The organism is Paramesorhizobium endophyticum, from assembly GCF_014640615.1.
GTDB classification, from domain to species: domain Bacteria; phylum Pseudomonadota; class Alphaproteobacteria; order Rhizobiales; family Rhizobiaceae; genus Paramesorhizobium; species Paramesorhizobium endophyticum.
Map to the genome: position 1 here is coordinate 1 of NZ_BMHH01000002.1, position 24381 is coordinate 24381.

20 protein-coding genes and 3 tRNA genes are annotated in these 24381 nt (G+C 60.4%); 19 read left to right on the plus strand and 4 right to left on the minus strand.

Going from position 1 to position 24381, the window contains the following annotated elements; genetic code table 11:
* Positions 1-656: 656 nt before the first annotated feature.
* The 3 genes from proS to IEX53_RS02415 are packed head-to-tail and all read left to right on the plus strand — an operon-like array spanning position 657 to position 3969.
* Positions 657-1985, plus strand: a complete 1329-nt coding sequence (gene proS, locus IEX53_RS02405) for a proline--tRNA ligase (protein WP_188821128.1) — start codon at positions 657-659, stop codon at positions 1983-1985.
* The gene (locus IEX53_RS02410; RefSeq protein ID WP_188821130.1) at positions 1982-3271 is read left to right on the plus strand and encodes a lipoprotein-releasing ABC transporter permease subunit; all 1290 of its coding nucleotides are present in this window, start codon (positions 1982-1984) and stop codon (positions 3269-3271) included. The genes proS and IEX53_RS02410 overlap by 4 nt, the downstream gene beginning before the upstream one ends.
* Complete coding sequence (locus tag IEX53_RS02415) at positions 3271-3969, plus strand: ABC transporter ATP-binding protein (protein ID WP_188821788.1); 699 nt, start codon at positions 3271-3273, stop codon at positions 3967-3969. Before IEX53_RS02410 ends, IEX53_RS02415 begins: the two co-directional genes overlap by 1 nt.
* Before the next feature lie 120 nt (positions 3970-4089).
* Here IEX53_RS02415 and IEX53_RS02420 read toward each other — a convergent pair whose 3' ends face one another.
* Complete coding sequence (locus tag IEX53_RS02420; RefSeq protein ID WP_188821132.1) at positions 4090-4689, minus strand: PilZ domain-containing protein; 600 nt, start codon at positions 4687-4689, stop codon at positions 4090-4092.
* A gap of 76 nt (positions 4690-4765) precedes the next feature.
* Positions 4766-5383, minus strand: a complete 618-nt coding sequence (locus tag IEX53_RS02425; RefSeq protein WP_188821134.1) for a PAS domain-containing protein — start codon at positions 5381-5383, stop codon at positions 4766-4768.
* A 412-nt stretch (positions 5384-5795) separates the two neighbouring features.
* Between IEX53_RS02425 and IEX53_RS02430 the strand changes: the two genes are divergently transcribed.
* The gene (locus tag IEX53_RS02430; RefSeq protein WP_188821143.1) at positions 5796-6515 is read left to right on the plus strand and encodes a rhomboid family intramembrane serine protease; all 720 of its coding nucleotides are present in this window, start codon (positions 5796-5798) and stop codon (positions 6513-6515) included.
* A 107-nt stretch (positions 6516-6622) separates the two neighbouring features.
* Positions 6623-7054, plus strand: coding sequence for a CBS domain-containing protein (locus IEX53_RS02435; RefSeq protein ID WP_188821145.1), 432 nt, complete (start codon positions 6623-6625; stop codon positions 7052-7054).
* Between the two features lie 42 nt (positions 7055-7096).
* Here IEX53_RS02435 and rlmB read toward each other — a convergent pair whose 3' ends face one another.
* Positions 7097-7951 carry a 23S rRNA (guanosine(2251)-2'-O)-methyltransferase RlmB gene (gene rlmB / locus IEX53_RS02440; RefSeq protein ID WP_188821147.1) on the minus strand — a complete coding sequence of 285 codons (855 nt, stop codon included), beginning with the start codon at positions 7949-7951 and terminating at the stop codon, positions 7097-7099.
* A gap of 221 nt (positions 7952-8172) precedes the next feature.
* Between rlmB and IEX53_RS02445 the strand changes: the two genes are divergently transcribed.
* From IEX53_RS02445 to IEX53_RS02505, 13 genes are all read left to right on the plus strand, one after another.
* Positions 8173-8257, plus strand: a tRNA-Tyr gene (locus tag IEX53_RS02445).
* Between the two features lie 27 nt (positions 8258-8284).
* Positions 8285-8358: transfer RNA gene (locus IEX53_RS02450), tRNA-Gly, on the plus strand.
* A gap of 135 nt (positions 8359-8493) precedes the next feature.
* Positions 8494-9669, plus strand: coding sequence for an elongation factor Tu (gene tuf, locus IEX53_RS02455; RefSeq protein ID WP_188821149.1), 1176 nt, complete (start codon positions 8494-8496; stop codon positions 9667-9669).
* Between the two features lie 161 nt (positions 9670-9830).
* Positions 9831-9906 (plus strand) — tRNA-Trp (locus IEX53_RS02460).
* 317 nt (positions 9907-10223) lie between these two features.
* On the plus strand, positions 10224-10424 hold the full coding sequence (secE, locus tag IEX53_RS02465) for a preprotein translocase subunit SecE (protein ID WP_110754669.1): 201 nt from the start codon (positions 10224-10226) through the stop codon (positions 10422-10424).
* A gap of 22 nt (positions 10425-10446) precedes the next feature.
* Positions 10447-10977 (plus strand): transcription termination/antitermination protein NusG, encoded by a 531-nt coding sequence (nusG, locus tag IEX53_RS02470; protein WP_188821151.1) that lies wholly within the window; start codon positions 10447-10449, stop codon positions 10975-10977.
* A gap of 232 nt (positions 10978-11209) precedes the next feature.
* Positions 11210-11638 (plus strand): 50S ribosomal protein L11, encoded by a 429-nt coding sequence (gene rplK, locus IEX53_RS02475; protein WP_188821153.1) that lies wholly within the window; start codon positions 11210-11212, stop codon positions 11636-11638.
* Between the two features lie 4 nt (positions 11639-11642).
* A complete protein-coding gene (gene rplA, locus IEX53_RS02480; RefSeq protein WP_188821154.1) occupies positions 11643-12341 on the plus strand; it encodes a 50S ribosomal protein L1 in 699 nt (232 codons plus the stop codon).
* Positions 12342-12692: 351 nt separating this feature from the next.
* Positions 12693-13211: a 50S ribosomal protein L10 gene (rplJ, locus tag IEX53_RS02485; protein ID WP_188821156.1), complete on the plus strand. Its 519-nt coding sequence runs from the start codon at positions 12693-12695 to the stop codon at positions 13209-13211.
* A 48-nt stretch (positions 13212-13259) separates the two neighbouring features.
* Positions 13260-13634, plus strand: a complete 375-nt coding sequence (rplL, locus tag IEX53_RS02490; RefSeq protein WP_188821158.1) for a 50S ribosomal protein L7/L12 — start codon at positions 13260-13262, stop codon at positions 13632-13634.
* A gap of 232 nt (positions 13635-13866) precedes the next feature.
* On the plus strand, positions 13867-18009 hold the full coding sequence (rpoB, locus tag IEX53_RS02495) for a DNA-directed RNA polymerase subunit beta (RefSeq protein WP_188821160.1): 4143 nt from the start codon (positions 13867-13869) through the stop codon (positions 18007-18009).
* Between the two features lie 204 nt (positions 18010-18213).
* Positions 18214-22416: a DNA-directed RNA polymerase subunit beta' gene (rpoC, locus tag IEX53_RS02500; protein ID WP_188821162.1), complete on the plus strand. Its 4203-nt coding sequence runs from the start codon at positions 18214-18216 to the stop codon at positions 22414-22416.
* Between the two features lie 130 nt (positions 22417-22546).
* The gene (locus IEX53_RS02505; RefSeq protein WP_188821164.1) at positions 22547-23221 is read left to right on the plus strand and encodes an ATP-dependent Clp protease proteolytic subunit; all 675 of its coding nucleotides are present in this window, start codon (positions 22547-22549) and stop codon (positions 23219-23221) included.
* Positions 23222-23226: 5 nt separating this feature from the next.
* Here the strand turns inward: IEX53_RS02505 and IEX53_RS02510 are convergent, their stop codons facing one another.
* Positions 23227-23511, minus strand: coding sequence for a hypothetical protein (locus tag IEX53_RS02510; RefSeq protein ID WP_188821166.1), 285 nt, complete (start codon positions 23509-23511; stop codon positions 23227-23229).
* Between the two features lie 463 nt (positions 23512-23974).
* Between IEX53_RS02510 and rpsL the strand changes: the two genes are divergently transcribed.
* Positions 23975-24346, plus strand: coding sequence for a 30S ribosomal protein S12 (gene rpsL / locus IEX53_RS02515; protein ID WP_188821167.1), 372 nt, complete (start codon positions 23975-23977; stop codon positions 24344-24346).
* Positions 24347-24381 lie beyond the last annotated feature (35 nt).

Sequence of the window (24381 nt, forward strand, 5' to 3'; positions counted from 1 at the left end):
CAAGATCAAAGGCAGACCGCCTTCGACTTTGCCTTGGGCTAAACCGGACAGTAGTGGGCTTGTCCCGAGGATCTACCGTGGCTTAATCTGTCAGGACGGTAACAGCTTATCTTTTTTCTTATGGCAGATCCTCGGGACAAGCCCGAGGATGACGGCAGGATTACACGCCTTTTCTTCACAACGTTTCAGTTGAGCTCTGACAGACTCTAATGTCGAGGGCTACTTGTCGGTGAGTTTATACGGAGCGCTGAGGGCGAGGACGGAAGGGAGGCTCGCTCAAAAAAAAAGCAAGGCTTGCGCCTTGCAATTCAATACGCGTCCGATCTCTTCTCCGTATAGTCGGCGGCAGCGGAAAATCGCGCCGAGATCGCATCCTCCCAAGACTTTGACCGCGTAGGAAAGCAGTTTTATACCCGCTTTCTCTTTATGCTTAAAAAAATAGCGGAATGCTCACGGATTGTCACGCAATTTTTTCATTCCCGCCTATTGTGGTGAATCAGAGTGCAGGAGGCGAAAGCCTTTATCCGGCTGCGATTTGGCGCGCTTATGTCCTGCCGGGTTTGCAACCGCATGAGAAGCCGCTAAGAACCCTTTAGCTTTGCTCATGCTTTCGCCTGATTCTGCAAGCATTCAGGTTTCTTAAGGTCGGTGGTCCCATGCGTCTTTCGCGTTATTTCTTGCCCATTCTGAAGGAAAACCCCAAGGAGGCGGAGATCGTCTCGCACCGGCTGATGCTGCGCGCGGGCATGATCCGCCAGCAATCCGCCGGTATTTACTCCTGGCTGCCGCTGGGCCTGAAGGTGCTGAACAAGGTCTGCGACATCATCCGTGAGGAGCAGAACCGGGCAGGGGCGAACGAGATCCTAATGCCGACCATCCAGTCGGCGGATCTGTGGCGCGAAAGCGGCCGCTACGATGCCTATGGCAAGGAGATGCTGCGCATCAAGGACCGGCAGGACCGCGACATGCTGTTCGGCCCGACGAACGAGGAAATGGTCACGGACATTTTCCGCTCCTATGTCCGCTCCTACAAGGACCTGCCGCTCAATCTCTATCATATCCAGTGGAAGTTCCGCGACGAGGTGCGTCCGCGCTTCGGCGTCATGCGCTCGCGTGAATTCCTGATGAAGGACGCCTACTCCTTCGACCTCGATTTCGAGGGCGCGAAGATGGCTTATTATCGCATGTTCGTCGCCTATCTGCGCACCTTCGCCCGCGTCGGCCTGCAGGCGATCCCGATGCGCGCCGATACCGGCCCCATTGGCGGCGATCTCAGCCATGAGTTCATCATTCTGGCCGATACGGGCGAAAGCCAGGTCTATTGCGACCGCGCCTATCTCGATCTCACCGTTCCCGGCGCCGACACCGACTTCCGCAATGACCGGCAGCTGACCGATATCGTCACCAAATGGACGACGCCCTACGCCGCGACCGACGAGATGCATGACGAAGCGGCTTGGGTCCAGGTGAAGCCCGAGGATCAGGTCTCCGCGCGCGGCATCGAGGTCGGCCACATCTTCCATTTCGGCACCAAATATTCCGAGCCCATGGGCGCGAAAGTGCAGGGGCCTGACGGCAAGGAGCATCTGGTCTCCATGGGCTCTTACGGCATCGGCCCGTCGCGCCTCGTCGCGGCGACGATCGAAGCCTTCCATGACGAGAACGGCATCGTCTGGCCGAAGTCGATTGCGCCCTTCGGCGTCGGCATCGTCAATATGAAGCCGGGCGACGAAGCCTGCGACGCGGTTGCCGAAAAGCTCTATGCGGCCTTCACCAAGGCCGGTCTCGATCCGCTGCTCGACGACACTGACGAGCGCCCCGGCGCGAAATTCGCCACCATGGATCTGATCGGCCTGCCGGTGCAGGTCATCGTCGGCCCGCGCGGCGTCGCGGCGGGCGAGGTCGAGGTGAAGGACCGCGCGACGGGCGAGCGTGAGACGCTTTCCGTCGAGGCGGCAATCAACAAGCTGGCAGGGCAGGCATGAGCGAGACGGCACCAGCCGAGACGAGGAGGGGCTCCGGCCCCTTTTCCGCATTTGAGCGGATGATCGCGTGGCGCTATTTGCGCTCGCGCCGCCGCGAGGCGTTCATCTCGGTCATCGCCGGTTTCTCTTTCACTGGCATCATGCTGGGCGTCGCGACGCTCATCATCGTCATGGCCGTCATGAACGGCTTCCGCGCCGAGCTTCTGACCCGTATCCTCGGCATTAACGGCCATCTGGTCATGCAGCCCATGGACCGGCCTTTCGATGACTATGCCGACCTCATCAAGCGCATCGACGGAATTCCCGGCGTCTCCTTCGCCGTGCCGCTTGTCGAGGGACAGGCACTCGTGCAGGGCAATGTCGGCACGCCGACCGGCGCTCTGGTCCGCGGCCTGCGCGGCGAGGATCTCGACAAGCTGAAGCTCATTTCCGGCAATGTGAAGCAGGGGACGCTCGCGAATTTCGACAATAGCGGCGGTGTCGCCATCGGCACGCGCATGGCGCAGAATCTCGGTGTTTCCATCGGCGACAGCCTGACGATCATATCGCCCGATGGCGACATTACGCCCTTTGGCGTCAATCCGCGCGTCAAGGCCTACAAGATCGTCGCGATTTTCGAAATCGGCATGTCGGAGTTCGACGCCTCCATCGTCATCATGCCGCTGAACCAGGCCCAGCTCTTCTTCAACCAGGAGAACAAGGTCCAGTCCATCGAGGTTTACGTCAACAATCCCGATAATGTCGACGCGCTGAAGAAGCCGATTGAGGAGGTTGCCGGTCGCCAGCTGATGCTGACCGACTGGCGCCAGCGCAACCAGGCGTTCTTCTCCACGCTCCAGGTGGAGCGCAACGTGATGTTCATGATCCTGACGCTGATCGTGCTGGTGGCGGCGCTCAATATCATCTCCGGCCTGATCATGCTGGTGAAGGACAAGGGCAGCGACATCGCCATCCTGCGCACCATGGGCGCGACGAGCGGTTCCATCCTGCGCATTTTCCTGATGACGGGCGCCGCCATCGGCACCGCCGGCACCCTGGCGGGCGTGGTGCTGGGCGTCGTGGTCTGCCTCAATGTGGAGCGCATCCGCGAATTCTTCTCCTGGATCACAGGCACGGTCATCTTCAATCCGGAGTTCTATTTCCTGAGCCAGCTGCCGGCCAAGATGGACCCCGGCGAGACGATCTCGGTCATCGTGATGGCGCTGGGCCTCTCCTTCCTCGCCACGCTCTTCCCCGCATGGCGGGCGGCGAAGCTCGATCCGGTCGAAGCCCTGAGGTATGAGTGATGGCGCGAAAGCCGGTTAAAACGACTCCCATCCTCCAACTGTCAGGCGTCAATCGCGCCTATTCGGAGGCCGGACGCGATCTGGTCATCCTGAAGAAGGCCGATTTTACGCTCGGGCGCGGCGAGATGGTCGCGCTCGTCGCCCCGTCGGGCGCGGGCAAATCGACGCTTCTGCACACGGCGGGCCTGCTTGAGCATCCCGACAGCGGCGATGTGGTGCTGGATGGGCGGCCTTGCAGCGGCCTTTCCGATGAGGAACGCACGGCCATCCGCCGCAACGATGTCGGCTTCGTCTATCAGTTTCATCACCTCCTGCCGGAATTCACGGCGCTGGAAAATGTGATGATTCCCCAAATGGTGCGCGGCCTCTCCAAGACGGCCGCCGCCGAGCGGGCGCAACAATTGCTCGATTACATGAAAATCGGCCAGCGCGCCGCGCATCGCCCGGCGGAGCTTTCCGGTGGCGAGCAGCAGCGCGTGGCAATCGCCCGCGCCGTCGCCAACGCGCCCTTGGTGCTGCTCGCCGACGAGCCCACCGGCAATCTCGACCCTCAGACGGCGGGCTATGTCTTCGACGCGCTGGAAGCCCTGGTGCGCCAATCCGGCCTCTCCGCCCTCATCGCCACCCACAATCACGAACTCGCCGCCCGCATGGACCGGCGGGTGACGCTGAAAGATGGGAAAGTGGTGGATGTGTAAGTGAGTGAGATAGTGAGATAGTGAGATAGTGAGGTAGTGAGGTAGTGAACAGTGAGATAGGATTTTTTTGCCTACTACCTCACTACCTCACTACCTCACTATTCACTATCTCACTTTCCTCTAAAGCCGCTCCAGCATTTCCCGCTGCTGCACATGCGCGAACTCTATCGCGATGCCGTCCTCGAAATGGCGGACCACTGAGCCGCGCATGGTCCCGAGCGTGACTGATGTGCGCAGCGCAGGGCGCACATCGATTTCGATGGCGGCGCCCGAGAGCGAAAGGTCGATGATCCGGCAGGGATATTGCCGCCCGTCAGCGAGGGTCAGCACATTGTTCGGGTTGCGCGGCGCGATGCGCTCATGGCGGCGGTCTTCCGGCAGATCCAACTCATGCTTGTTGGCAAGCCAGGTCAATTGCGCCGCAAGCTTGTCCTTCTTGCGCTCCGAGGCGGTCAGCAACAAGAGAAAGCCGTCCGGTGTCTGACGCAGCACGCTGCCCTCGATGCGCCCGACATGATCGACATAGGCAATGATTCGCTCACCGACCCGGCCCAGCCGCTCGCCGTGAAGCAGCGCGCTGCCTGGTGACATCTCAGCGACGATGCAGGAATATTCCGACCGGTCCTCGAGCATGTAGCGCCCGTGAAGGTTCACCGTCACAGGATTGAAGTTCTTGTGCGGAGCGTCGTCCCCGGTCCGGCTGTCCGCCTGTGCGTGCATTTTTTCCTGCGCAAGTGCTCATATGGTTGCTCACAAGGGTAAATGGCGCGCGTTAATATCGGGTAAGGAATATTCCTCAGGACTTCCCCCCATTGAGGACGGTCAGATGGCGGAACCGTCGCGACACGGCGGGGCCGGTGAAATGCACAGGCTCCTGCAGATAGACGGAAGGAGCGCCCGCGCCCGCGGCTGCCTTGAGCGCGACCTGTAATTCCCGGCGCGGGTCGATCAGATCGATCGCGCGCGCGGTGTTTTCGGTGATTCTATCGGCGCCGAGCCAATAGGCCGGATCGACAGCGGCCATCGATCCGATCAGCCGGGAGTCGGCCAACGGGAGGAGCAGGGTTTCGAAAGCCGCGCTGCGGCCAGATTGGCTCTTCCCTTCCTGCTCGATGATTGCGGCTCGCTTGTCCTCGAACACCATTTGCAGGATCTGCCGGATGCCCGTGCGGTCCTCCGCCTTCCAGAGCGAAAGGAAGCTCGCATTCTTCAATTCGCCGCCGTAGACCGTGCAAAGCCGTGTCCCGGCAAGCCGGAAGCGCGCATCCGAATCCACCGGCAGTTCCAGGATAAAGATATCGGGCAACTGCCTTGCTATCGCCCCCGGCTCGATCTCGGCCTGCTCCGGGGCAGGGCGCTTACCGCGGATGCGGTTCCAGTAAGCCAGAAGCTCTGCTGTGCCATCATGCTTCATCGGTATGTCTCATTTCCGGATCATGTGCCGTGGCGGCACATTCTTGGCCTGGGTTCTCGCTCGCCAGACTCGGGGTGCAGGAACCGTGCCATCCGGAAGGGTTAATGGCTACCTTAACCCTTTATTCATCCACCGCGCCGCCCGGTTAAGGTTAACAAATGCTTTCTATTGCATGGGTGGCTGATATATGGCTAAGGTAGCAATCGGAAGAAACCTTTGTCATTGCAGCACTTTCTCCAGACTTACACGAGCACGGGTGGGGGCCCGGCCAGGCCGTTCAGGTTTTCCTGAACGGCCTTTTTTTTACCACTGGCCGTTCATAATTGAGCATGGGCTGAAAAAGTTGCAGGGTATTTCGGATAAGTCATGCGGCTGAGATGAGCCTGAGCCGACTCAATTACCGGAGAATCACTTGAGCCAAGCGCGGACGTCCGAACCGGTTTTCAATATTCCGGGCATCATCCTGTTCTTCATCGGCCTCTGCGTCGTGGCGTATCTCGCCCAGAATTATGTGCTCGACGCCGGGCAGAATCTCTGGGTCATGGTCAATCTCGCCTTCTGGCCCGTGCGCTTTTCGCAAGGCGGAGGCTTCGCCGATCCGGCCGCCTGGGGCTCTGCCGTCACCTATTCCTTCCTGCATGGCGGCTTTGCGCACATCGCGGTCAACATGGTGTGGCTCGCCGCCTTCGGTTCGCCGCTCGCAGGCCGCATCGGCACGGTGCGGATGGTGATCTTCTGGATCGTCACCTCCATCGCCGCGGCCTTCGCCCAGTACATCGTCAATCCCGACATGGCGGCCCCGCTGGTTGGCGCTTCCGGCGCGATTTCCGGCATGATGGGTGCCGCCGCCCGTTATGGCTTCCGCCGGGTGCCAGAGCCTTCGCACAGGAACAGGTCGGAGTTCGCAGGCCCGTTGCTGCCCATCGGCGTCGCATTGACCTCCCGCACCGTCCTTACCTTCCTCGCGGTCTGGTTCATCACCAATCTCCTGGTGGGGCTGGTGTCCCTGACGCCATCGATGGAAGCCGCGAATATCGCCTGGGAAGCGCATATCGGCGGCTTTATCGTCGGGTTCTTCGGCATAAGCCTTCTCGACCGGCCGAATCCTCTCGATCATTCAAGGTATCGTTGAAATATTTCTGGCGCCCAGCTTTACCGCGTGCTTCTCTGCGCCATATTATTCTATCAGGCCGGAAGAGGAGGGATCATGCGGCTGGTAAATACTTGGTGGAGGAAGCTATGACAGTCAGATCTATCCTCGAAAGCAAGGGGCGCAATGTCATCAGCATTATGCCCGATGCCACGCTCATGGAGGCCGTCGCGATTCTGGCGCTGCATCGCATCGGCGCAATCGTCGTCTGCGATGGCGGCAAGGCAATCAAGGGCATCCTGTCGGAACGCGATATCGTCCGCGCCATCGCCGGGGAGGGCGCCCGGGCGCTGGAGCTGAAGGTTTCCGATTTAATGACCAGCAAGGTCCATGTCTGTCGTGAGAATCACACCATCAACGAGGTGATGGAAATCATGACGGTCAACCGCTTCCGCCATCTGCCGGTCGAACGCGACGGCTGCCTCGACGGCATCGTCTCCATCGGCGACGTGGTCAAGAAGCGCATCGAGGAAGTCGAACGCGAGGCGGAAGAGATCAAGGCGTATATCGCGACGGCGTAAGGTTGGCGCCTCCTTCCCCCTTGCGGGGAAGGTGGTGCGAGCTTACTGCCCTAGATACCGCCTCACCGCATAAAGCGAAATCGCCGCCGCGTTCGAGACGTTGAGCGATTTGATCGCGCCGGGCATGTCGAGGCGCGCGAGCGTGGTCACCGTTTCGCGCGTCTTCTGCCGTAGGCCCTTGCCCTCGGCACCCAGCACTAGCGCGATACGCTCACCGGCCAGAGCTGATTCGAGCTCTGCCGGTCCCTCCGAATCAAGGCCGATGGTGGTGAAGCCAAGCTCGTGAAGCTCGCCCAGCGCGTCCGCCAGATTGCGCACTTCGATATGGGGAATCATTTCCAGCGCGCCGGAAGCGGCCTTGGCAAGAACGCCTGATTCCTGCGGGCTGTGGCGCGCCGTGGTGATGAGCGCGCCTGCGCCGAAAGCCACCGCCGAGCGCATGATCGCGCCGACATTGTGCGGATCGGTCACCTGGTCGAGCACCAGCAGCAGCGTGCTTTCCTCGAGATCAGCAAGTCTTTTGGCCGGCAGCGGCTCGGCCTCGATCATCACCCCCTGATGCACCGCCTCCGAGCCGGTCTCCTTGTCGATCGCCCTCGGCTCGACGATTTCCACAGGGAAGGGAAAGGCTTGTGATTCTGCGATTTCGAGCCGCGCCGCCGCGTTCTTCGTCACCAGCATCCGCCGGATCCGCCGTTCGGGATTGTCGATCGCGGCGCGAACCGTATGCAAGCCGTAAAGTCGGACCAAACCTTCAGGCGCGGACGTGCCTTCCGTCGCCAGTCTTGCCGGGCGCGTTTTCTGCCCGCCCGCACCCGCCTTCGTGTCGCGATGCTGGCGGCGGAGGCGCGCATAGTGGGAATCTTTGGGTGTTTTCGAGGACTGATTATCGTTCATGGCGGGGCTTATAACCTGTTGCGTAGCGGGGCGATAGGGAGCAGGCCGCTATCGGCCAGCCGGAATTTGCGCGTCTGGCTAAACTCTTCAAGACTTTTGCGATATCCCCTGTTGACAGGCGAGGGGCTTCTCTGCATAACGCGCCCCACGGATGAGCCACCTGCTTTCCAGGCGGAGCGCCCGTATAAATGCCTAGTCGCTCGACTCCGCTGGCAGTGACCGGAGGGGTGCCCGAGTGGTTAAAGGGGACGGACTGTAAATCCGTTGGCTTGGCCTACGTTGGTTCGAATCCAACCCCCTCCACCACTGCCGGAGTTCGGAGTCGTTGAGTGTGCGGGTATAGCTCAATGGTAGAGCAGCAGCCTTCCAAGCTGAATATGCGGGTTCGATTCCCGCTACCCGCTCCAGATTTTTCGAAGAGCGGTCTAGCGTAAGGAAGTAGCGGGTAGATGGGTGACCGTCTGCCCATGGAATTATATGTAACATGGGCCGGGTAAACCGGTCGGACGCAACCGGTTCTAGAAGACGAGAGAACGACGGCGATGGCGAAGAGTAAGTTTGAACGTACGAAGCCGCATGTTAACATTGGCACGATCGGCCACGTCGACCATGGCAAGACGTCGCTGACGGCGGCGATCACCAAGTATTTCGGCGAGTTCAAGGCGTATGACCAGATCGACGCCGCTCCGGAAGAGAAGGCGCGCGGCATCACCATCTCGACCGCGCACGTCGAGTACGAGACGGAGAACCGTCACTACGCCCACGTCGATTGCCCCGGCCACGCCGACTATGTGAAGAACATGATCACCGGCGCGGCGCAGATGGACGGCGCGATCCTGGTTTGCTCTGCTGCCGACGGCCCGATGCCGCAGACCCGCGAGCACATCCTGCTCGCCCGTCAGGTCGGCGTTCCCGCGATCGTCGTGTTCCTGAACAAGGTCGACCAGGTCGACGATCCGGAGCTGCTCGAGCTGGTTGAGCTCGAAGTCCGCGAGCTTCTGTCGAAGTACGACTTCCCCGGCGACGATATCCCCATCGTCAAGGGTTCGGCTCTGGCTGCTCTCGAAGACTCCAACAAGGAGATCGGTGAGGATGCGGTTCGCGAGCTGATGAAGGCCGTCGATGCCTACATCCCGACGCCTGAGCGTCCGATCAACATGCCGTTCCTGATGCCGATCGAAGACGTGTTCTCGATCTCGGGCCGCGGCACGGTTGTCACGGGCCGCGTCGAGCGCGGTGTCGTCAAGGTCGGTGAGGAAGTCGAGATCGTCGGCATCAAGCCGTCGACCAAGACGACCGTCACCGGCGTTGAAATGTTCCGCAAGCTGCTCGATCAGGGCCAGGCCGGCGACAACATCGGCGCGCTGATCCGTGGTGTAGGCCGTGAAGACGTCGAGCGCGGCCAGGTGCTGTGCAAGCCGGGTTCTGTGAAGCCGCACACGAAGTTCGTGGCCGAGGCTTACATCCTGACCAAGGACGAAGGTGGCCGTCATACGCCGTTCTTCACCAACTACCGCCCGCAGTTCTACTTCCGCACGACGGACGTGACCGGCGTGGTGACGCTGCCCGAGGGCACGGAGATGGTGATGCCCGGCGACAACGTGACGATGGACGTGACGCTGATCGTTCCGATCGCCATGGAAGAGAAGCTGCGCTTCGCTATCCGTGAAGGCGGCCGCACCGTCGGCGCCGGCATCGTGTCGAAGATCGTCGAGTAATCGATTTCGAAAGCGGCGGTTCGTATCGGATCGCCGCTTTTCGCCCATAAAATCCTCTTGAAGAAATTTTCAATTGGGGCTAATGGGCTTTCGGGTTCGGAATGAGCCTTGGGCATGATCTTGAGAAGCTAGAAACTTCCAGATAAGATCATGTTGAGAGTAGGGGTATAGCTCAGTTGGTAGAGCGACGGTCTCCAAAACCGTAGGTCGCGGGTTCAAGCCCTGCTGCCCCTGCCAGTTTTCAGGTGCGGTCTAAAAAAGCGAATGCTTGAAAGATTGAACCTTAAATATAGTTGGTTCGCACGCGATTGGATGGCGGTAAATCAACGTTCGTATGGGATTGTATCGACAGGCAAGCCGAAGGGCTTGTTTTTTGTTGGAATCAGTTCTATGTAACTCAACAGACACGCGGTGCGTGGAGCTGTCTATGCAGCTTACGCGCCGTATACGTGTGAGTACGGTTGACCGATTCGGTCATTATGGCAGGATTATAGTCCGGTAATGATTGATGTGTGGTCCTCTGGCTTCATGCGTGCACACAGCTAGAGCGGCAGATGGCATCCAAAACAAATCCGATCACTTTCTTTCAGCAGGTTCGTGCGGAGACGGCCAAGGTAACGTGGCCGACCCGGCGTGAAACGGTGATTTCCACTATCATGGTGATCGTGATGGCCTTTCTGGCTGCGGCGTTCTTTTTCGCCGCCGATCAGCTTATGGCCTATGTTGTAGAGCTGTTGCTGGGTCTCGGACGCTAACGGATATACGGGAGAGCTCGGGATGACTGCGCGCTGGTACATTGTCCACGCCTATTCGAATTTCGAAAAGAAGGTGGCGGAAGATATCGAGAATAAGGCCCGTCAGAAGGGTCTTTCTCATCTTTTCGAGAAAATCCTGGTTCCGACCGAGAAGGTCGTCGAAGTGCGCCGTGGCCGTAAGGTCGATGCGGAGCGCAAATTTTTTCCGGGGTATGTGCTCGTCCGCGCTGATTTGACGGATGATGTCTATCACCTGATCAAGAATACGCCGAAGGTGACGGGCTTCCTGGGTTCGGACTCGAAGCCGGTTCCCATTTCCGACCGTGAGGCCGAGCAGATCCTGATGCAGGTGCAGGAAGGTGTCGATCGTCCGAAGCCGTCCGTGTCCTTTGAAATCGGCGAGTCGGTGCGTGTGTCGGATGGTCCCTTCGCCTCGTTCAACGGCGTCGTGCAGGAAGTGGACGAGGAACGTTCGCGCCTCAAGGTGGAAGTTTCGATCTTCGGTCGGGCGACGCCTGTGGATCTTGAATTCGGTCAGGTCGAAAAGCTCTGATCGTTTTGGTCCGGCAAGGACCGTCAGGCCCGTCAGGGCCTGAAAGCGCAGCTTCCAGAACTTTCGAGTGAGTGGAGCGCGCGTCTGGTGGAAGGGGAGGTGGCTTTAGCCGGCCATGGAACCGCACCACCAAGCTGCCCGCCGGTTATCCGGCGATATCGGTAATGCCGGAGAAATCCGGCGATTTCTAGGAAATGCCGGTTTTCCGGCTTGAATATGAAGGCAGAAGCTCATGGCTAAGAAAGTAGCAGGCCAGCTGAAGCTCCAGGTCTCCGCGGGTTCGGCGAATCCCTCGCCCCCGATCGGTCCTGCGCTCGGTCAGCGTGGCATCAACATCATGGAATTCTGCAAGGCGTTCAATGCCGCCTCGCAGGAAATGGAAAAGGGTTCGCCCGTTCCCGTCGTGATTACCTATTATCAGGACAAGTCTTTCACTTTTGTGATGAAGACGCCTCCGGTGTCTTATTTCCTGAAAAAGGCCGCGAACCTGAAGTCTGGTTCGAAGGAGCCTGGCAAGGTTTCCGCCGGAACGATCACCCGCGACAAGGTGCGCGAGATCGCCGAGAAAAAGTTGAAGGACCTGAACGCGGCCGACGTTGAAGCCGCCATGCGCATGGTCGAAGGTTCCGCCCGTTCGATGGGCCTGGAAGTGGTGGGCTGAGAACATGGCGAAGATTGCAAAGCGTACTGCCAAGCTGCGTGAAGGCGTCGACCGGAACAAGCTCTATGATTTGACGTCGGCCATCGGCCTCGTCAAGGAGCGCGCCACCGCCAAGTTCGATGAGACCATCGAAGTCGCGCTGAACCTGGGCGTCGATCCCCGCCATGCGGACCAGATGGTCCGTGGCGTCGTCAACCTGCCGAACGGCACGGGCCGCACCGTGCGCGTCGCCGTGTTCGCCCGTGGCGACAAGGCCGAGGAAGCCAAGAAGGCCGGTGCGGATATCGTCGGCGCCGAGGATCTCGTTGAGATCGTCAATGGCGGCACGATCGATTTCGACCGCTGCATCGCCACCCCGGACATGATGCCGCTCGTCGGCCGTCTGGGTAAGGTGCTGGGTCCGCGCGGCATGATGCCGAACCCGAAGGTCGGCACCGTCACGGTCGATGTGGCAGGCGCGGTCAAGGCCTCCAAGGGCGGCGCCGTCGAGTTCCGCGTCGAGAAGGCCGGTATCATCCATGCCGGCGTCGGCAAGGCCTCTTTCGACCCCAAGGCCCTGGAAGAGAACATCAAGGCGTTCGCCGATGCCGTTCTCAAGGCGAAGCCTGCCGGTGCGAAAGGTGAATACCTGAAGCGCGTGGCGATTTCGTCCACCATGGGCGTCGGCGTCAAGGTCGACCCGTCCTCCGTCAAGATCGCTTGACGCATAAATTCGTGTCCCGGGGCTGAGTCCCTGGGATCGATGAATTCCGGGCCTTGAGAGATCGGGGCCCGGATCGCCGGGGGAAACCCTGGTTGTCCTGTCCGAGATTGCAGGCGGCTTGCCTTAATAATCAAAGCCTGCATGAGACGTGGAATGACCGAATTCTCCGGGGTCTCCCCGATGGATGAGGTTTGAACCGTAGTTGCCTTTGGTCCGCCCCGCCGTTCGCGGTGGGAGGCGAAAGGGGGCAGGATCCTCGAGCGTCGTTCGGGTGGTCCTTTTGGAAAACCCGTTCGACAAAGGCAAACCGGCGGGGACGCATGATGCGCTCCCGTCAACTGGAGAGAGACAGTGGAAAAAGCGGAAAAGCGCGAATTTGTCGCGTGGCTGAACGGAGCCTTCAAGGAATCCGGTTCGGTCGTCGTGGCCCACTATACCGGTCTCACCGTGGCGCAGATGAACGATCTTCGTTCGAAAATGCGCGCTGCCGGTGGCACCGTTAAAGTCGCGAAAAACCGCCTTGCCAAAATCGCTCTTCAGGGCACGGAATCGGAAGGCATCGCAGATCTGTTCACCGGACAGACGCTCGTTGCCTACGCGACCGATCCGATTACGGCTCCGAAAGTGGCCGTCGAGTTCGCCAAGGGTAACGACAAGCTCGTCATCCTCGGCGGTGCAATGGGGTCCACGACGCTGAACGCCGATGGCGTCAAGTCGCTTGCCTCGCTGCCGTCGCTCGACGAACTGCGCGCAAAGCTGGTTGGTATGATCCAGACCCCGGCCCAGCGTCTTGCAGTGCTCACCAGCGCGCCGGCGGGCCAGATCGCCCGCGTTATCGGAGCCTATGCCCGGAAGAACGAGGCGGCGTAAGGCCGTTTCTCGCTGTACTCACGTTCAAACCTCTAAAGGAATATCAAAATGGCTGATCTCGCAAAGATCGTTGAAGACCTGTCCAACCTGACCGTTCTGGAAGCTGCCGAGCTGTCCAAGCTTCTCGAAGAGAAGTGGGGCGTTTCCGCTGCTGCTCCCGTGGCCGTTGCTGCTGCCGGCGGTGCTGCTCCCGCTGCTGCGGTCGAAGAGAAGACCGAGTTCGACGTCGTGCTCGTCGATGGCGGCGCCCAGAAGATCAACGTGATCAAGGAAGTGCGCGCGATCACCGGTCTGGGCCTCAAGGAAGCCAAGGACCTCGTCGAAGGCGCTCCGAAGGCGGTCAAGGAAGCTGTGTCCAAGGACGAAGCCGAGAAGGTCAAGGCCCAGCTCGAAGGCGCTGGCGCCAAGGTCGAGCTCAAGTAATTGAGCTGAAAAATCCGGCGGATGGGTTTCCTATCCGCCGGTTTCCGCCTGTTTTGGCACCGGGTTTGTGGCCTTTTCTAGGTTACATCAGGGCAAAAGGCGGGAAAGCAGGTGGTGCCGAACCCTTTTCCTGACAGTTTGGGGGCTGTCAGGAAACGGGTTTTGTCCCGTTTAGGTGACCAGAGGCCGCAAGGCACGAAACAGCCGCAAGGCTACAGAACGAGGAGCGACGATGGCTCAGACCCACTCTTTTAACGGTCGCAAGCGCGTACGCAAGTTTTTTGGCAAGATTCCTGAAGTCGCGGAGATGCCGAACCTGATTGAGGTTCAGAAGGCGTCCTACGATCAGTTTCTCATGGTCAAGGAGCCGGAAGGCGGGCGTCTGGATGAAGGCTTGCAGGCGGTTTTCAAATCGGTCTTTCCGATTGGAGACTTTTCCGGCGCCTCCATGCTCGAATTCGTCAAATATGAGTTCGACGCGCCGAAATTCGACGTTGATGAGTGCCGCCAGCGTGACCTGACCTATGCCGCGCCGCTGAAGGTGACGCTGCGCCTGATCGTATTCGATATCGACGAGGATACCGGCGCCAAGTCGATCAAGGACATCAAGGAGCAGGATGTCTACATGGGCGACATGCCGCTCATGACCGACAACGGCACCTTCATCGTCAACGGCACCGAGCGCGTCATCGTCTCGCAGATGCACCGTTCGCCGGGCGTCTTCTTCGATCACGACAAGGGCAAGTCGCACTCCTCGGGCAAGCTCCTGTTCGCCGCTCGCGTCATTCCCTATCGCGGTTCCTGGCTTGACATCGAGTTCGACGCCAAGGACGTCGTGCATGCGCGTATCGACCGCCGCCGCAAGATCCCGGTGACGTCGCTGCTGATGGCGCTGGGCATGGATGGCGAGGAAATTCTCTCGACCTTCTATAACCAGATCGTCTACACGCGCGACGGCGACAATTGGCGCATCCCGTTCTCGGTCGAGCGCTTCAAGGGCATGAAGGTCATCACCGACCTGGTCGACGCCGACACCGGCGAGGTCGTGCTCGAGGGCGGCAAGAAGCTGACCGCGCGCGCCGCCCGCCAGCTCGCCGAAAAGGGCCTGAAGGCGATCAAGGCGACCGAGGACGATCTGTTCGGCAGCTATCTCGCCGAGGACATCGTCAATTATGCGACGGGCGAGATTTTCCTCGAGGCCGGTGACGAGCTTGACGAAAAGACCCTCAAGGTTCTTCTCGACACGGGCGTCGACGAGATCAAGGTGCTCGATATCGATCATATCAATATCGGCGCCTATATCCGCAACACGCTTGCCGTCGACAAGAATGAGGGCCGCCAGGACGCGCTGTTCGATATCTACCGCGTCATGCGCCCGGGCGAGCCGCCCACGATGGACACGGCGGAAGCCATGTTCCATTCGCTGTTCTTCGATTCCGAGCGCTACGACCTTTCCGCGGTCGGCCGCGTCAAGATGAACATGCGCCTGGACCTGGACTGCCCGGACACTGTCCGCGTGCTGCGCAAGGAAGACATCATCGCTGTCGTCAGGACGCTCGTCGAGCTGCGTGACGGCAAGGGCGAGATCGACGACATCGACAATCTCGGCAACCGCCGTGTGCGTTCGGTCGGCGAGTTGATGGAGAACCAGTACCGCGTCGGCCTGCTTCGCATGGAGCGCGCCATCAAGGAGCGCATGTCGTCGATCGAGATCGACACCGTCATGCCGCAGGACCTGATCAACGCCAAGCCGGCGGCTGCCGCCGTGCGCGAGTTCTTCGGCTCCTCGCAGCTCTCGCAGTTCATGGACCAGACCAACCCGCTGTCGGAAATCACCCACAAGCGCCGCCTCTCGGCTCTTGGACCCGGCGGTCTGACCCGCGAGCGTGCCGGCTTCGAGGTGCGCGACGTGCACCCGACGCATTATGGCCGTATCTGCCCGATCGAGACGCCGGAAGGCCCGAATATCGGCCTCATCAACTCGCTCGCCACCTTCGCGCGCGTCAACAAGTACGGCTTCATCGAGAGCCCGTACCGCAAGATCGTTGACGGCAAGGTGACGGAAGAGGTCGTCTATCTCTCCGCCATGGAAGAGGCCAAGCACTATGTTGCGCAGGCCAACGCCGTGCTTGGGGCCGATGGCAGCTTCACCGACGAGTTCGTGGTCTGCCGCCATGCGGGCGAAGTCATGATGGCGCCGCGTGAAAACGTGGACCTGATGGACGTTTCGCCGAAGCAGCTCGTGTCCGTCGCCGCGGCGCTCATCCCGTTCCTCGAGAACGACGACGCCAACCGCGCGCTCATGGGCTCGAACATGCAGCGTCAGGCCGTGCCGCTGGTGCGCGCCGAGGCGCCGTTTGTCGGCACCGGCATGGAGCCGATCGTGGCCCGCGATTCCGGCGCGGCGATTGGCGCACGGCGCACGGGCATTGTCGATCAGGTCGATGCGACCCGTATCGTCATCCGCGCGACGGAAGACCTCGATCCGGCCCGTTCCGGCGTCGATATCTATCGCCTGATGAAGTACCAGCGCTCGAACCAGAACACCTGCATCAACCAGCGTCCGCTGGTTCGTGTCGGCGACCGCATCCAGAAGGGCGACATCATCGCCGACGGTCCTTCGACCGATCTGGGCGATCTGGCGCTCGGCCGCAACGTGCTCGTCGCGTTCATGCCGTGGAACGGCTACAACTACGAGGATTCGATCCTTCTTTCCGAGAAGATCGTGTCGGATGACGTCTTCACCTCGATCCATATCGAGGAGTTCGAGGTTGCCGCCCGCGATACCAAGCTTGGACCTGAGGAAATTACGCGCGATATTCCGAACGTTTCGGAAGAAGCGCTTAAGAATCTCGACGAAGCCGGCATCGTCTATATCGGCGCGGAAGTGCATCCGGGCGACATTCTCGTCGGCAAGATCACGCCGAAGGGTGAAAGCCCGATGACGCCGGAAGAAAAGCTCCTGCGCGCCATCTTCGGCGAGAAGGCTTCCGATGTCCGCGACACCTCCATGCGTATGCCCCCCGGGACCTACGGCACGGTCGTCGAAGTGCGCGTCTTCAACCGCCACGGCGTGGAGAAAGACGAGCGCGCCATGGCCATCGAGCGCGAGGAAATCGAGCGTCTCGCCAAGGACCGCGACGACGAGCAGGCGATTCTCGACCGCAACACCTACGGCCGCCTGGCCGACGTGCTTGACGGCAAGGCCGCCATCGCCGGACCGAAGGGCTTCAAGAAGGGCACGACTGTCACCCGCGAAGTGCTGAGCGAGTATCCGCGTTCGCAATGGTGGCAGTTCGCCGTCGAGGACGAGAAGCAGCAGGGCGAGATCGAGGCGCTGCGCAACCAGTACGACGACTCCAAGAAGCTGCTCGAGCAGCGCTTCATGGATAAGGTCGAGAAGGTGCAGCGCGGCGACGAGATGCCTCCTGGCGTCATGAAGATGGTCAAGGTCTTCGTCGCCGTGAAGCGCAAGATCCAGCCGGGCGACAAGATGGCCGGCCGTCACGGCAACAAGGGTGTCGTGTCGCGCATCGTGCCGGTCGAGGACATGCCGTTCCTTGAGGATGGCACCCACGCCGATATCGTGCTGAATCCGCTCGGCGTGCCTTCGCGCATGAATGTCGGACAGATCCTTGAAACCCATCTGGGTTGGGCCTGCGCCGGCATGGGCAAGAAGATCGGCGAGCTGCTGGAGATCTATCGCGCTCAGGGCGACATCAAGCCGCTGCGCCAGACGATCGAGCACATCATCCCGGACAACGACCGCAATGAGCCGGTTCGTGAGTACGACGATGAGAGCATCGTGCGCCTGGCCGACCAGATGAAGCGCGGCGTGTCGATTGCAACGCCCGTCTTCGACGGCGCGCATGAATCCGACATCAATGCGATGCTGGCGGATGCGGGTCTGGCGACTTCGGGCCAATCGACGCTCTATGACGGGCGTACTGGTGAACCCTTCGATCGTCAGGTGACGATGGGCTATATTTACATGCTCAAGCTTCACCATCTGGTCGACGACAAGATCCATGCCCGTTCGATTGGGCCTTACTCGCTCGTCACCCAGCAGCCTCTGGGCGGCAAGGCGCAGTTCGGCGGCCAGCGCTTCGGCGAAATGGAGGTCTGGGCGCTCGAGGCTTACGGCGCGGCATACACCTTGCAGGAAATGCTCACCATCAAGTCGGACGACGTGGCGGGCAGAACCAAGGTCTACGAGGCCATCGTGCGCGGCGACGACACGTTTGAGGCGGGTATCCCCGAGAGCTTCAACGTTCTCGTCAAGGAAATGCGCTCGCTGGGCCTGAATGTCGAGCTCGACAACACCCGCGATCTGCCTGCGCCGCAGCAGGACGCGCTGCCCGACGCGGCGGAATGAGGATGAAGAGGCGAGGGGCGTCACTGCCCCTCGCTTGGCCCTTTGGCTTATGAGAGAGGAAGTAAGGGAGTAAGGGAGTAAGGGAGTATGTTTTTGAGAACATATTCCTCTACTCCCCTATTCCCTTGCTCCCCTTCCGGGCGCATCGAGGGCGACCACGGAATTCAAACGGGGGTTACGAAGGACCCCGATAAGGAGAACGGCATGAACCAAGAGGTCATGAATCTTTTCAATCCGCAGACTCCGGCGCAGACCTTCGATTCCATCCGGATTTCGATCGCGTCGCCGGAGAAGATTCTCTCCTGGTCCTACGGTGAGATCAAGAAGCCGGAGACGATCAACTATCGTACGTTCAAGCCCGAACGCGACGGTCTCTTCTGCGCGCGCATCTTCGGCCCGATCAAGGACTATGAATGCTTGTGCGGCAAGTACAAGCGCATGAAGTACAAGGGCATCATCTGCGAGAAGTGCGGCGTGGAAGTCACGCTGTCGCGCGTGCGCCGCGAGCGCATGGGCCATATCGAGCTCGCCGCCCCGGTCGCCCATATCTGGTTCCTGAAGTCGCTGCCGAGCCGCATCGGCACGCTGCTCGACATGACGCTGAAGGATATCGAGCGCGTCCTCTATTTCGAGAACTACATCGTCACCGAGCCGGGCCTCACCTCGCTGAAGGAGCATCAGCTCCTTTCGGAAGAGGAATATATGATGGCCGTCGACGAGTTCGGCGAGGACCAGTTCACCGCCCTCATCGGTGCGGAAGCCATCTATGAGCTTCTGGCCTCGATGGAGCTCGAGAAGATCGCCGGCGACCTGCGCTCCGACCTGGCTAGCACCACGTCCGAGTTGAAGCAGAAGAAGCTGATGAAGCGTCTCAAGATCGTTGAGAACTTCCTCGAATCCGGCAACCGTCCGGAATGGATGATCATGAAGATCGTCCCGGTCATCCCGCCGGACCTGCGCCCGCTCGTCCCGCTCGATGGCGGCCGGTTCGCGACGTCGGATCTCAACGATCTCTATCGCCGCGTCATCAACCGTAACAACCGCCTGAAGCGCCTCATCGAGCTTCGCGCGCCGGGCATCATCATCCGCAACGAGAAGCGCATGCTTCAGGAAGCGGTCGATGCGCTGTTCGACAACGGCCGCCGCGGCCGCGTCATCACGGGCGCCAACAAGCGCCCGCTGAAGTCGCTCTCCGACATGCTGAAGGGCAAGCAGGGCCGCTTCCGCCAGAACCTGCTCGGCAAGCGCGTCGACTATTCGGGCCGTTCGGTCATCGTGACCGGTCCGGAGCTGAAGCTGCACCAGTGCGGCCTGCCGAAGAAGATGGCGCTCGAGCTGTTCAAGCCCTTCATCTACGCCCGTCTCGACGCCAAGGGTTATTCCTCCACCGTCAAGCAGGCGAAGAAGCTGGTCGAGAAGGAAAAGCCCGAGGTCTGGGATATCCTCGACGAGGTCATCCGCGAGCATCCGGTGCTTCTCAACCGCGCGCCGACGCTGCACCGCCTCGGCATCCAGGCTTTCGAGCCGATCCTGATCGAAGGCAAGGCGATCCAGCTGCATCCGCTCGTCTGCACGGCCTTCAACGCCGACTTCGACGGTGACCAGATGGCCGTTCACGTGCCGCTGTCACTGGAAGCGCAGCTCGAAGCCCGCGTTCTGATGATGTCGACCAACAACATCCTGCACCCGGCCAACGGCCTGCCGATCATCGTGCCGTCGCAGGACATGGTCCTCGGCCTCTATTATCTGTCCATCGTGGCGGAGAACGAGCCGGGGCAGGGCATGGCGTTTGCCGACCAGGGCGAGCTTCTGCACGCCATCGAAAGCAAGGCGGTCACGCTGCACACCAAGATCAAGGGCCGCTTCAAGACCGTCGATGCCGAAGGCAAGCCGGTGTCGAAGATCTATGACACGACCCCCGGTCGCATGCTCATCGGCGAACTGCTGCCGAAGAACCACAACGTGCCCTTCGACATCGCCAACCAGGAGATGACGAAGAAGAACATCTCCAAGATGATCGACCTCGTCTACCGCCATTGCGGCCAGAAAGAGACGGTTATCTTCTGCGACCGCATCATGCAGTTGGGCTTCGCCCATGCCTGCCGCGCCGGCATTTCGTTCGGCAAGGACGACATGGTCATCCCAGATGCCAAGGCCCGCATCGTTGCCGAGACCGAGGCGCTCGCCAAGGAATACGAGCAGCAGTATAATGACGGCCTGATCACCCAGGGCGAGAAGTACAACAAGGTCGTGGATGCCTGGGGCAAGGCCACCGAAAAGGTGACCGAGGAGATGATGGCCCGCATTAAGGCCGTCGAATTCGACCCGGCGACCGGCCGCCAGAAGCAGATGAACTCGATCTACATGATGTCGCACTCCGGCGCCCGCGGTTCGGTGAACCAGATGCGCCAGCTGGGCGGCATGCGCGGCCTCATGGCCAAGCCGTCGGGCGAGATCATCGAGACGCCGATCATCTCGAACTTCAAGGAAGGCCTGACCGTGAACGAGTACTTCAACTCGACCCACGGCGCCCGTAAGGGCCTGGCGGACACCGCCTTGAAGACCGCGAACTCCGGCTACCTGACCCGCCGTCTCGTCGACGTGGCGCAGGACGCGATTATTTCGGAAGTGGATTGCGGCACTGAGAAGGGCCTCACCATCCAGCCGATCGTCGACGCCGGCCAGATCGTCGCTCCGCTCGGCCAGCGCGTCCTCGGACGTACCGCGCTTGACGACATCCTGCACCCGGTGACGGGCGAGATCATCGTCGAAGCGGGCCGCATGATCGAGGAGCGCGACGTCGACATCATCGAGAAGGCCGGTATCCAGACGATCCGCATCCGCTCGGCGCTGACCTGCGAAACCCGCTCGGGTGTTTGCGCGAAGTGCTATGGCCGCGATCTGGCGCGCGGCACGCCCGTCAACCAGGGCGAAGCCGTCGGTGTCATCGCCGCTCAGTCGATCGGCGAGCCGGGCACCCAGCTCACCATGCGTACCTTCCACCTTGGCGGCACGGCGCAGGTGGTGGACTCCTCCTATCTGGAGGCGAGCTATGAGGGCACGGTGCAGATCCGCAACCGCAACGTGGTGCGCAACTCGGACGGCAATCTCGTCGTCATGGGCCGCAACATGGCGGTCGTCATCGTCGATTCCTCCGGCAAGGAGCGCGCGGTGCATCGCGTGACCTATGGTTCGCGCCTGTTCGTGGACGAGGGCGACGCGGTGAAGCGCGGCCAGCGTATCGCCGAGTGGGATCCGTATACCCGTCCGATCATGACGGAAGTCGAGGGTATCGTCGAGTTCGAGGACATGGTCGACGGCCTGTCCGTGCAGGAAACGACCGATGAATCGACCGGCATCACCAAGCGCGTCGTCATCGACTGGCGTTCGACGCCGCGCGGCTCCGACCTGAAGCCCGCCATTGTCATCAAGGACAAGAGCGGCAAACTTCTGAAGCTGTCCAAGGGCGGAGATGCCCGCTTCCAGCTCTCCGTGGAGACCATTCTCTCCGTCGAGCCGGGCGCGCATGTGAGGGCCGGCGACGTCATCGCCCGTCTGCCGATGGAAAGCGCCAAGACCAAGGACATCACGGGCGGTCTGCCGCGCGTGGCGGAACTGTTCGAGGCGCGCCGTCCGAAGGATCACGCCATCATCGCCGAGATCGACGGCACGGTGCGGTTCGGCCGCGATTACAAGAACAAGCGCCGCATCATCATCGAGCCGAACGATGAGACGATCGAGCCGGTGGAATATCTGATCCCGAAGGGCAAGCCGTTCCATCTGCAGGACGGCGACGCCATCGAGAAGGGCGACTACATCCTGGACGGCAACCCGGCGCCGCATGACATCCTGGCGATCAAGGGCGTGGAGGCTCTGGCTTCCTACCTCGTCAACGAGATCCAGGAAGTCTACCGTCTGCAGGGCGTGTTGATCAACGACAAGCACATCGAGGTGATCGTTCGCCAGATGCTGCAGAAGGTCGAGATCACCGAGTCCGGCGATTCCGGCTATATCGCCGGCGATCATGTCGACCGCATCGAGATGGATGAGATCAACGAGAAGCTGGTCGAGGAAGGCAAGGCGCCTGCATCGGGCACTCCTGTTCTGCTCGGCATCACCAAGGCCTCGCTGCAGACGCCGTCCTTCATCTCCGCCGCGTCGTTCCAGGAGACGACCCGCGTCCTCACCGAGGCGGCCGTTGCCGGCAAGGTTGATACGCTGCAGGGCCTGAAGGAGAACGTCATCGTCGGCCGTCTGATCCCCGCAGGCACCGGCGGTCAGGTCAGCCAGATCCGTCGCATCGCCATGGCCCGCGACGAGCTGATCATCGACGAGCGCCGCAAATCGAGCGGCGCAGAGACGGCCAGCGCAATGCTGACCGACATGACCGGCAAAGCCGCCGAGTAAGATCGGCTCACAACCAAAAAGCAAAAAGCCGCCTCCGGGCGGCTTTTTCATTTGGCCTTAAATCAGGCCAAATCACGATTTACGTGTAATGCGGGCTCTTCAATAATTGCGGTGGTTGCGAGTGGGCCTGATGAAGAAGATTTTCGTTCCGATCGTTGCTCTTGCGTCCGTGCTGGCGCACACGGCTCTCGCCGATGTCAGATATGTTCTTCCTCACGACAATTCGAAACTGTCCGGCCAGGATGTGAATGTTCAATTCTGGGGCGCCATCAACGCCGCGAAGATCGTCGATCTGGAAACCGTGATCGACAAGATCAACCTCGAATACCCCGAGGTTCACGCCATCAACCTTTATATCAATAGCGGCGGCGGCGATATGGATAGCGGCTGGGTCGGTTATACCGCGATCAAAAGCTCGAAAATCCCCATCCGGGCGATCAATGTGGCGAAAACGGATTCAGCGGCGACCTTGCTCTTCTGCGGCGCATCGCAGCGCTACGTCATGGAGGGCGCGAGCTTTCTCCTGCACCCGGCGGCGATTTCGCTGAGTTCGTTTGATTACAAACCGGATATGCTGGATAGGAAAGTCGAGTATCTGAAGAACCTGAACAAATACTTCTTCAAAGCCTATCGTGGATGCACCAATCTGAAGGAGGAGGACATTCGCAAGATGCTTTCAGCCGAGGAGTCCTCCAGGTCGGCTGACGATACCGAGGCCATCAGGATCGGGCTCGCCAGCAAGATACTGACCGCCGAGTTTCCGGGCGGGGCGTCGGCCTATATCCTCGACCCCGCCAGGGGGTGAGGGGGCTATTCCCCCTCGAACTCGATCAGCGCAGCCTCGCCGCTGAGCGCGGTCTTCCAGGCGCTCTTGTACGGCTCTTCCTCGGGTTCCTCGGTGATGGTCCCGACTTCGGTCACTTCCGCTTCTTCGTAATCCTGGTCGGCAAGAATATTGAGCGCCGTCGTCACGATGTCTTCCTCGCCGCCGGCTGTCAGCAGCAGGTGAACGAGAACGGGCTCGCTGTCCTTCTCCTTCCAGACATCGGCGACGATGAGGAAAACTTCTTTCGGTGTATTTTCGGCTGACGGCATGGGCGATTCTTTCGTTTGCTGTGATTATCCGCTGAGTCTATTCCGATTTCTGTGACAGGAGAAACAGGAAGTGGCGGTAATCTCGAAATAATGGGTTGAATTTCGTGTGCCGGCTGCAATATTCTGTCCGAGCTGCCTGAAACTGCGGGTTTCCCGGCCTTTTCGCCTAAATTCTTAACCTCTGGACTTGACGCGGGGCGGGGGAAGACGTATCAGCAGCCCATCTGAGCCGATGTGAGGCTGGCTGTTTCGGAGCGACACGCTCTGGAGTTCGCCTCAAACAGGGTTCGTTTTACGACCGATATACAAATTGCCGTTCGCATGAAGCGATGAGCTTCCTCTGCTTTAGTTCGGGCAAGCCGCTGGGAAACACGCGGTTTAAGGCCCGAATTTGTGCATGAAGATGCCGGTGGAACGGCCCGATTGGGCTTATGATACGAGATTCGATAAAGAGGAAGGTTGAATGCCTACCGTAAACCAGCTGATCCGCAAGCCGCGCGTTGCGCCGGTGAAGCGTAATAAGGTTCCCGCCCTCCAGGCGAACCCGCAGAAGCGTGGTGTCTGCACCCGCGTCTACACGACGACCCCGAAGAAGCCGAACTCGGCGCTTCGTAAGGTTGCCAAGGTGCGTCTGACCAATGGCTTCGAAGTCATCGGCTATATCCCGGGCGAGGGGCATAATCTCCAGGAGCACTCGGTTGTCATGATCCGTGGCGGCCGTGTCAAGGACTTGCCCGGCGTGCGCTACCACATCATCCGTGGCGTGCTCGATACGCAGGGTGTGAAGAACCGCAAGCAGCGCCGCTCCAAATACGGTGCGAAGCGTCCGAAGTAATTTTCCGGGGATACCGGCCGCCCGAGGGCGGATGA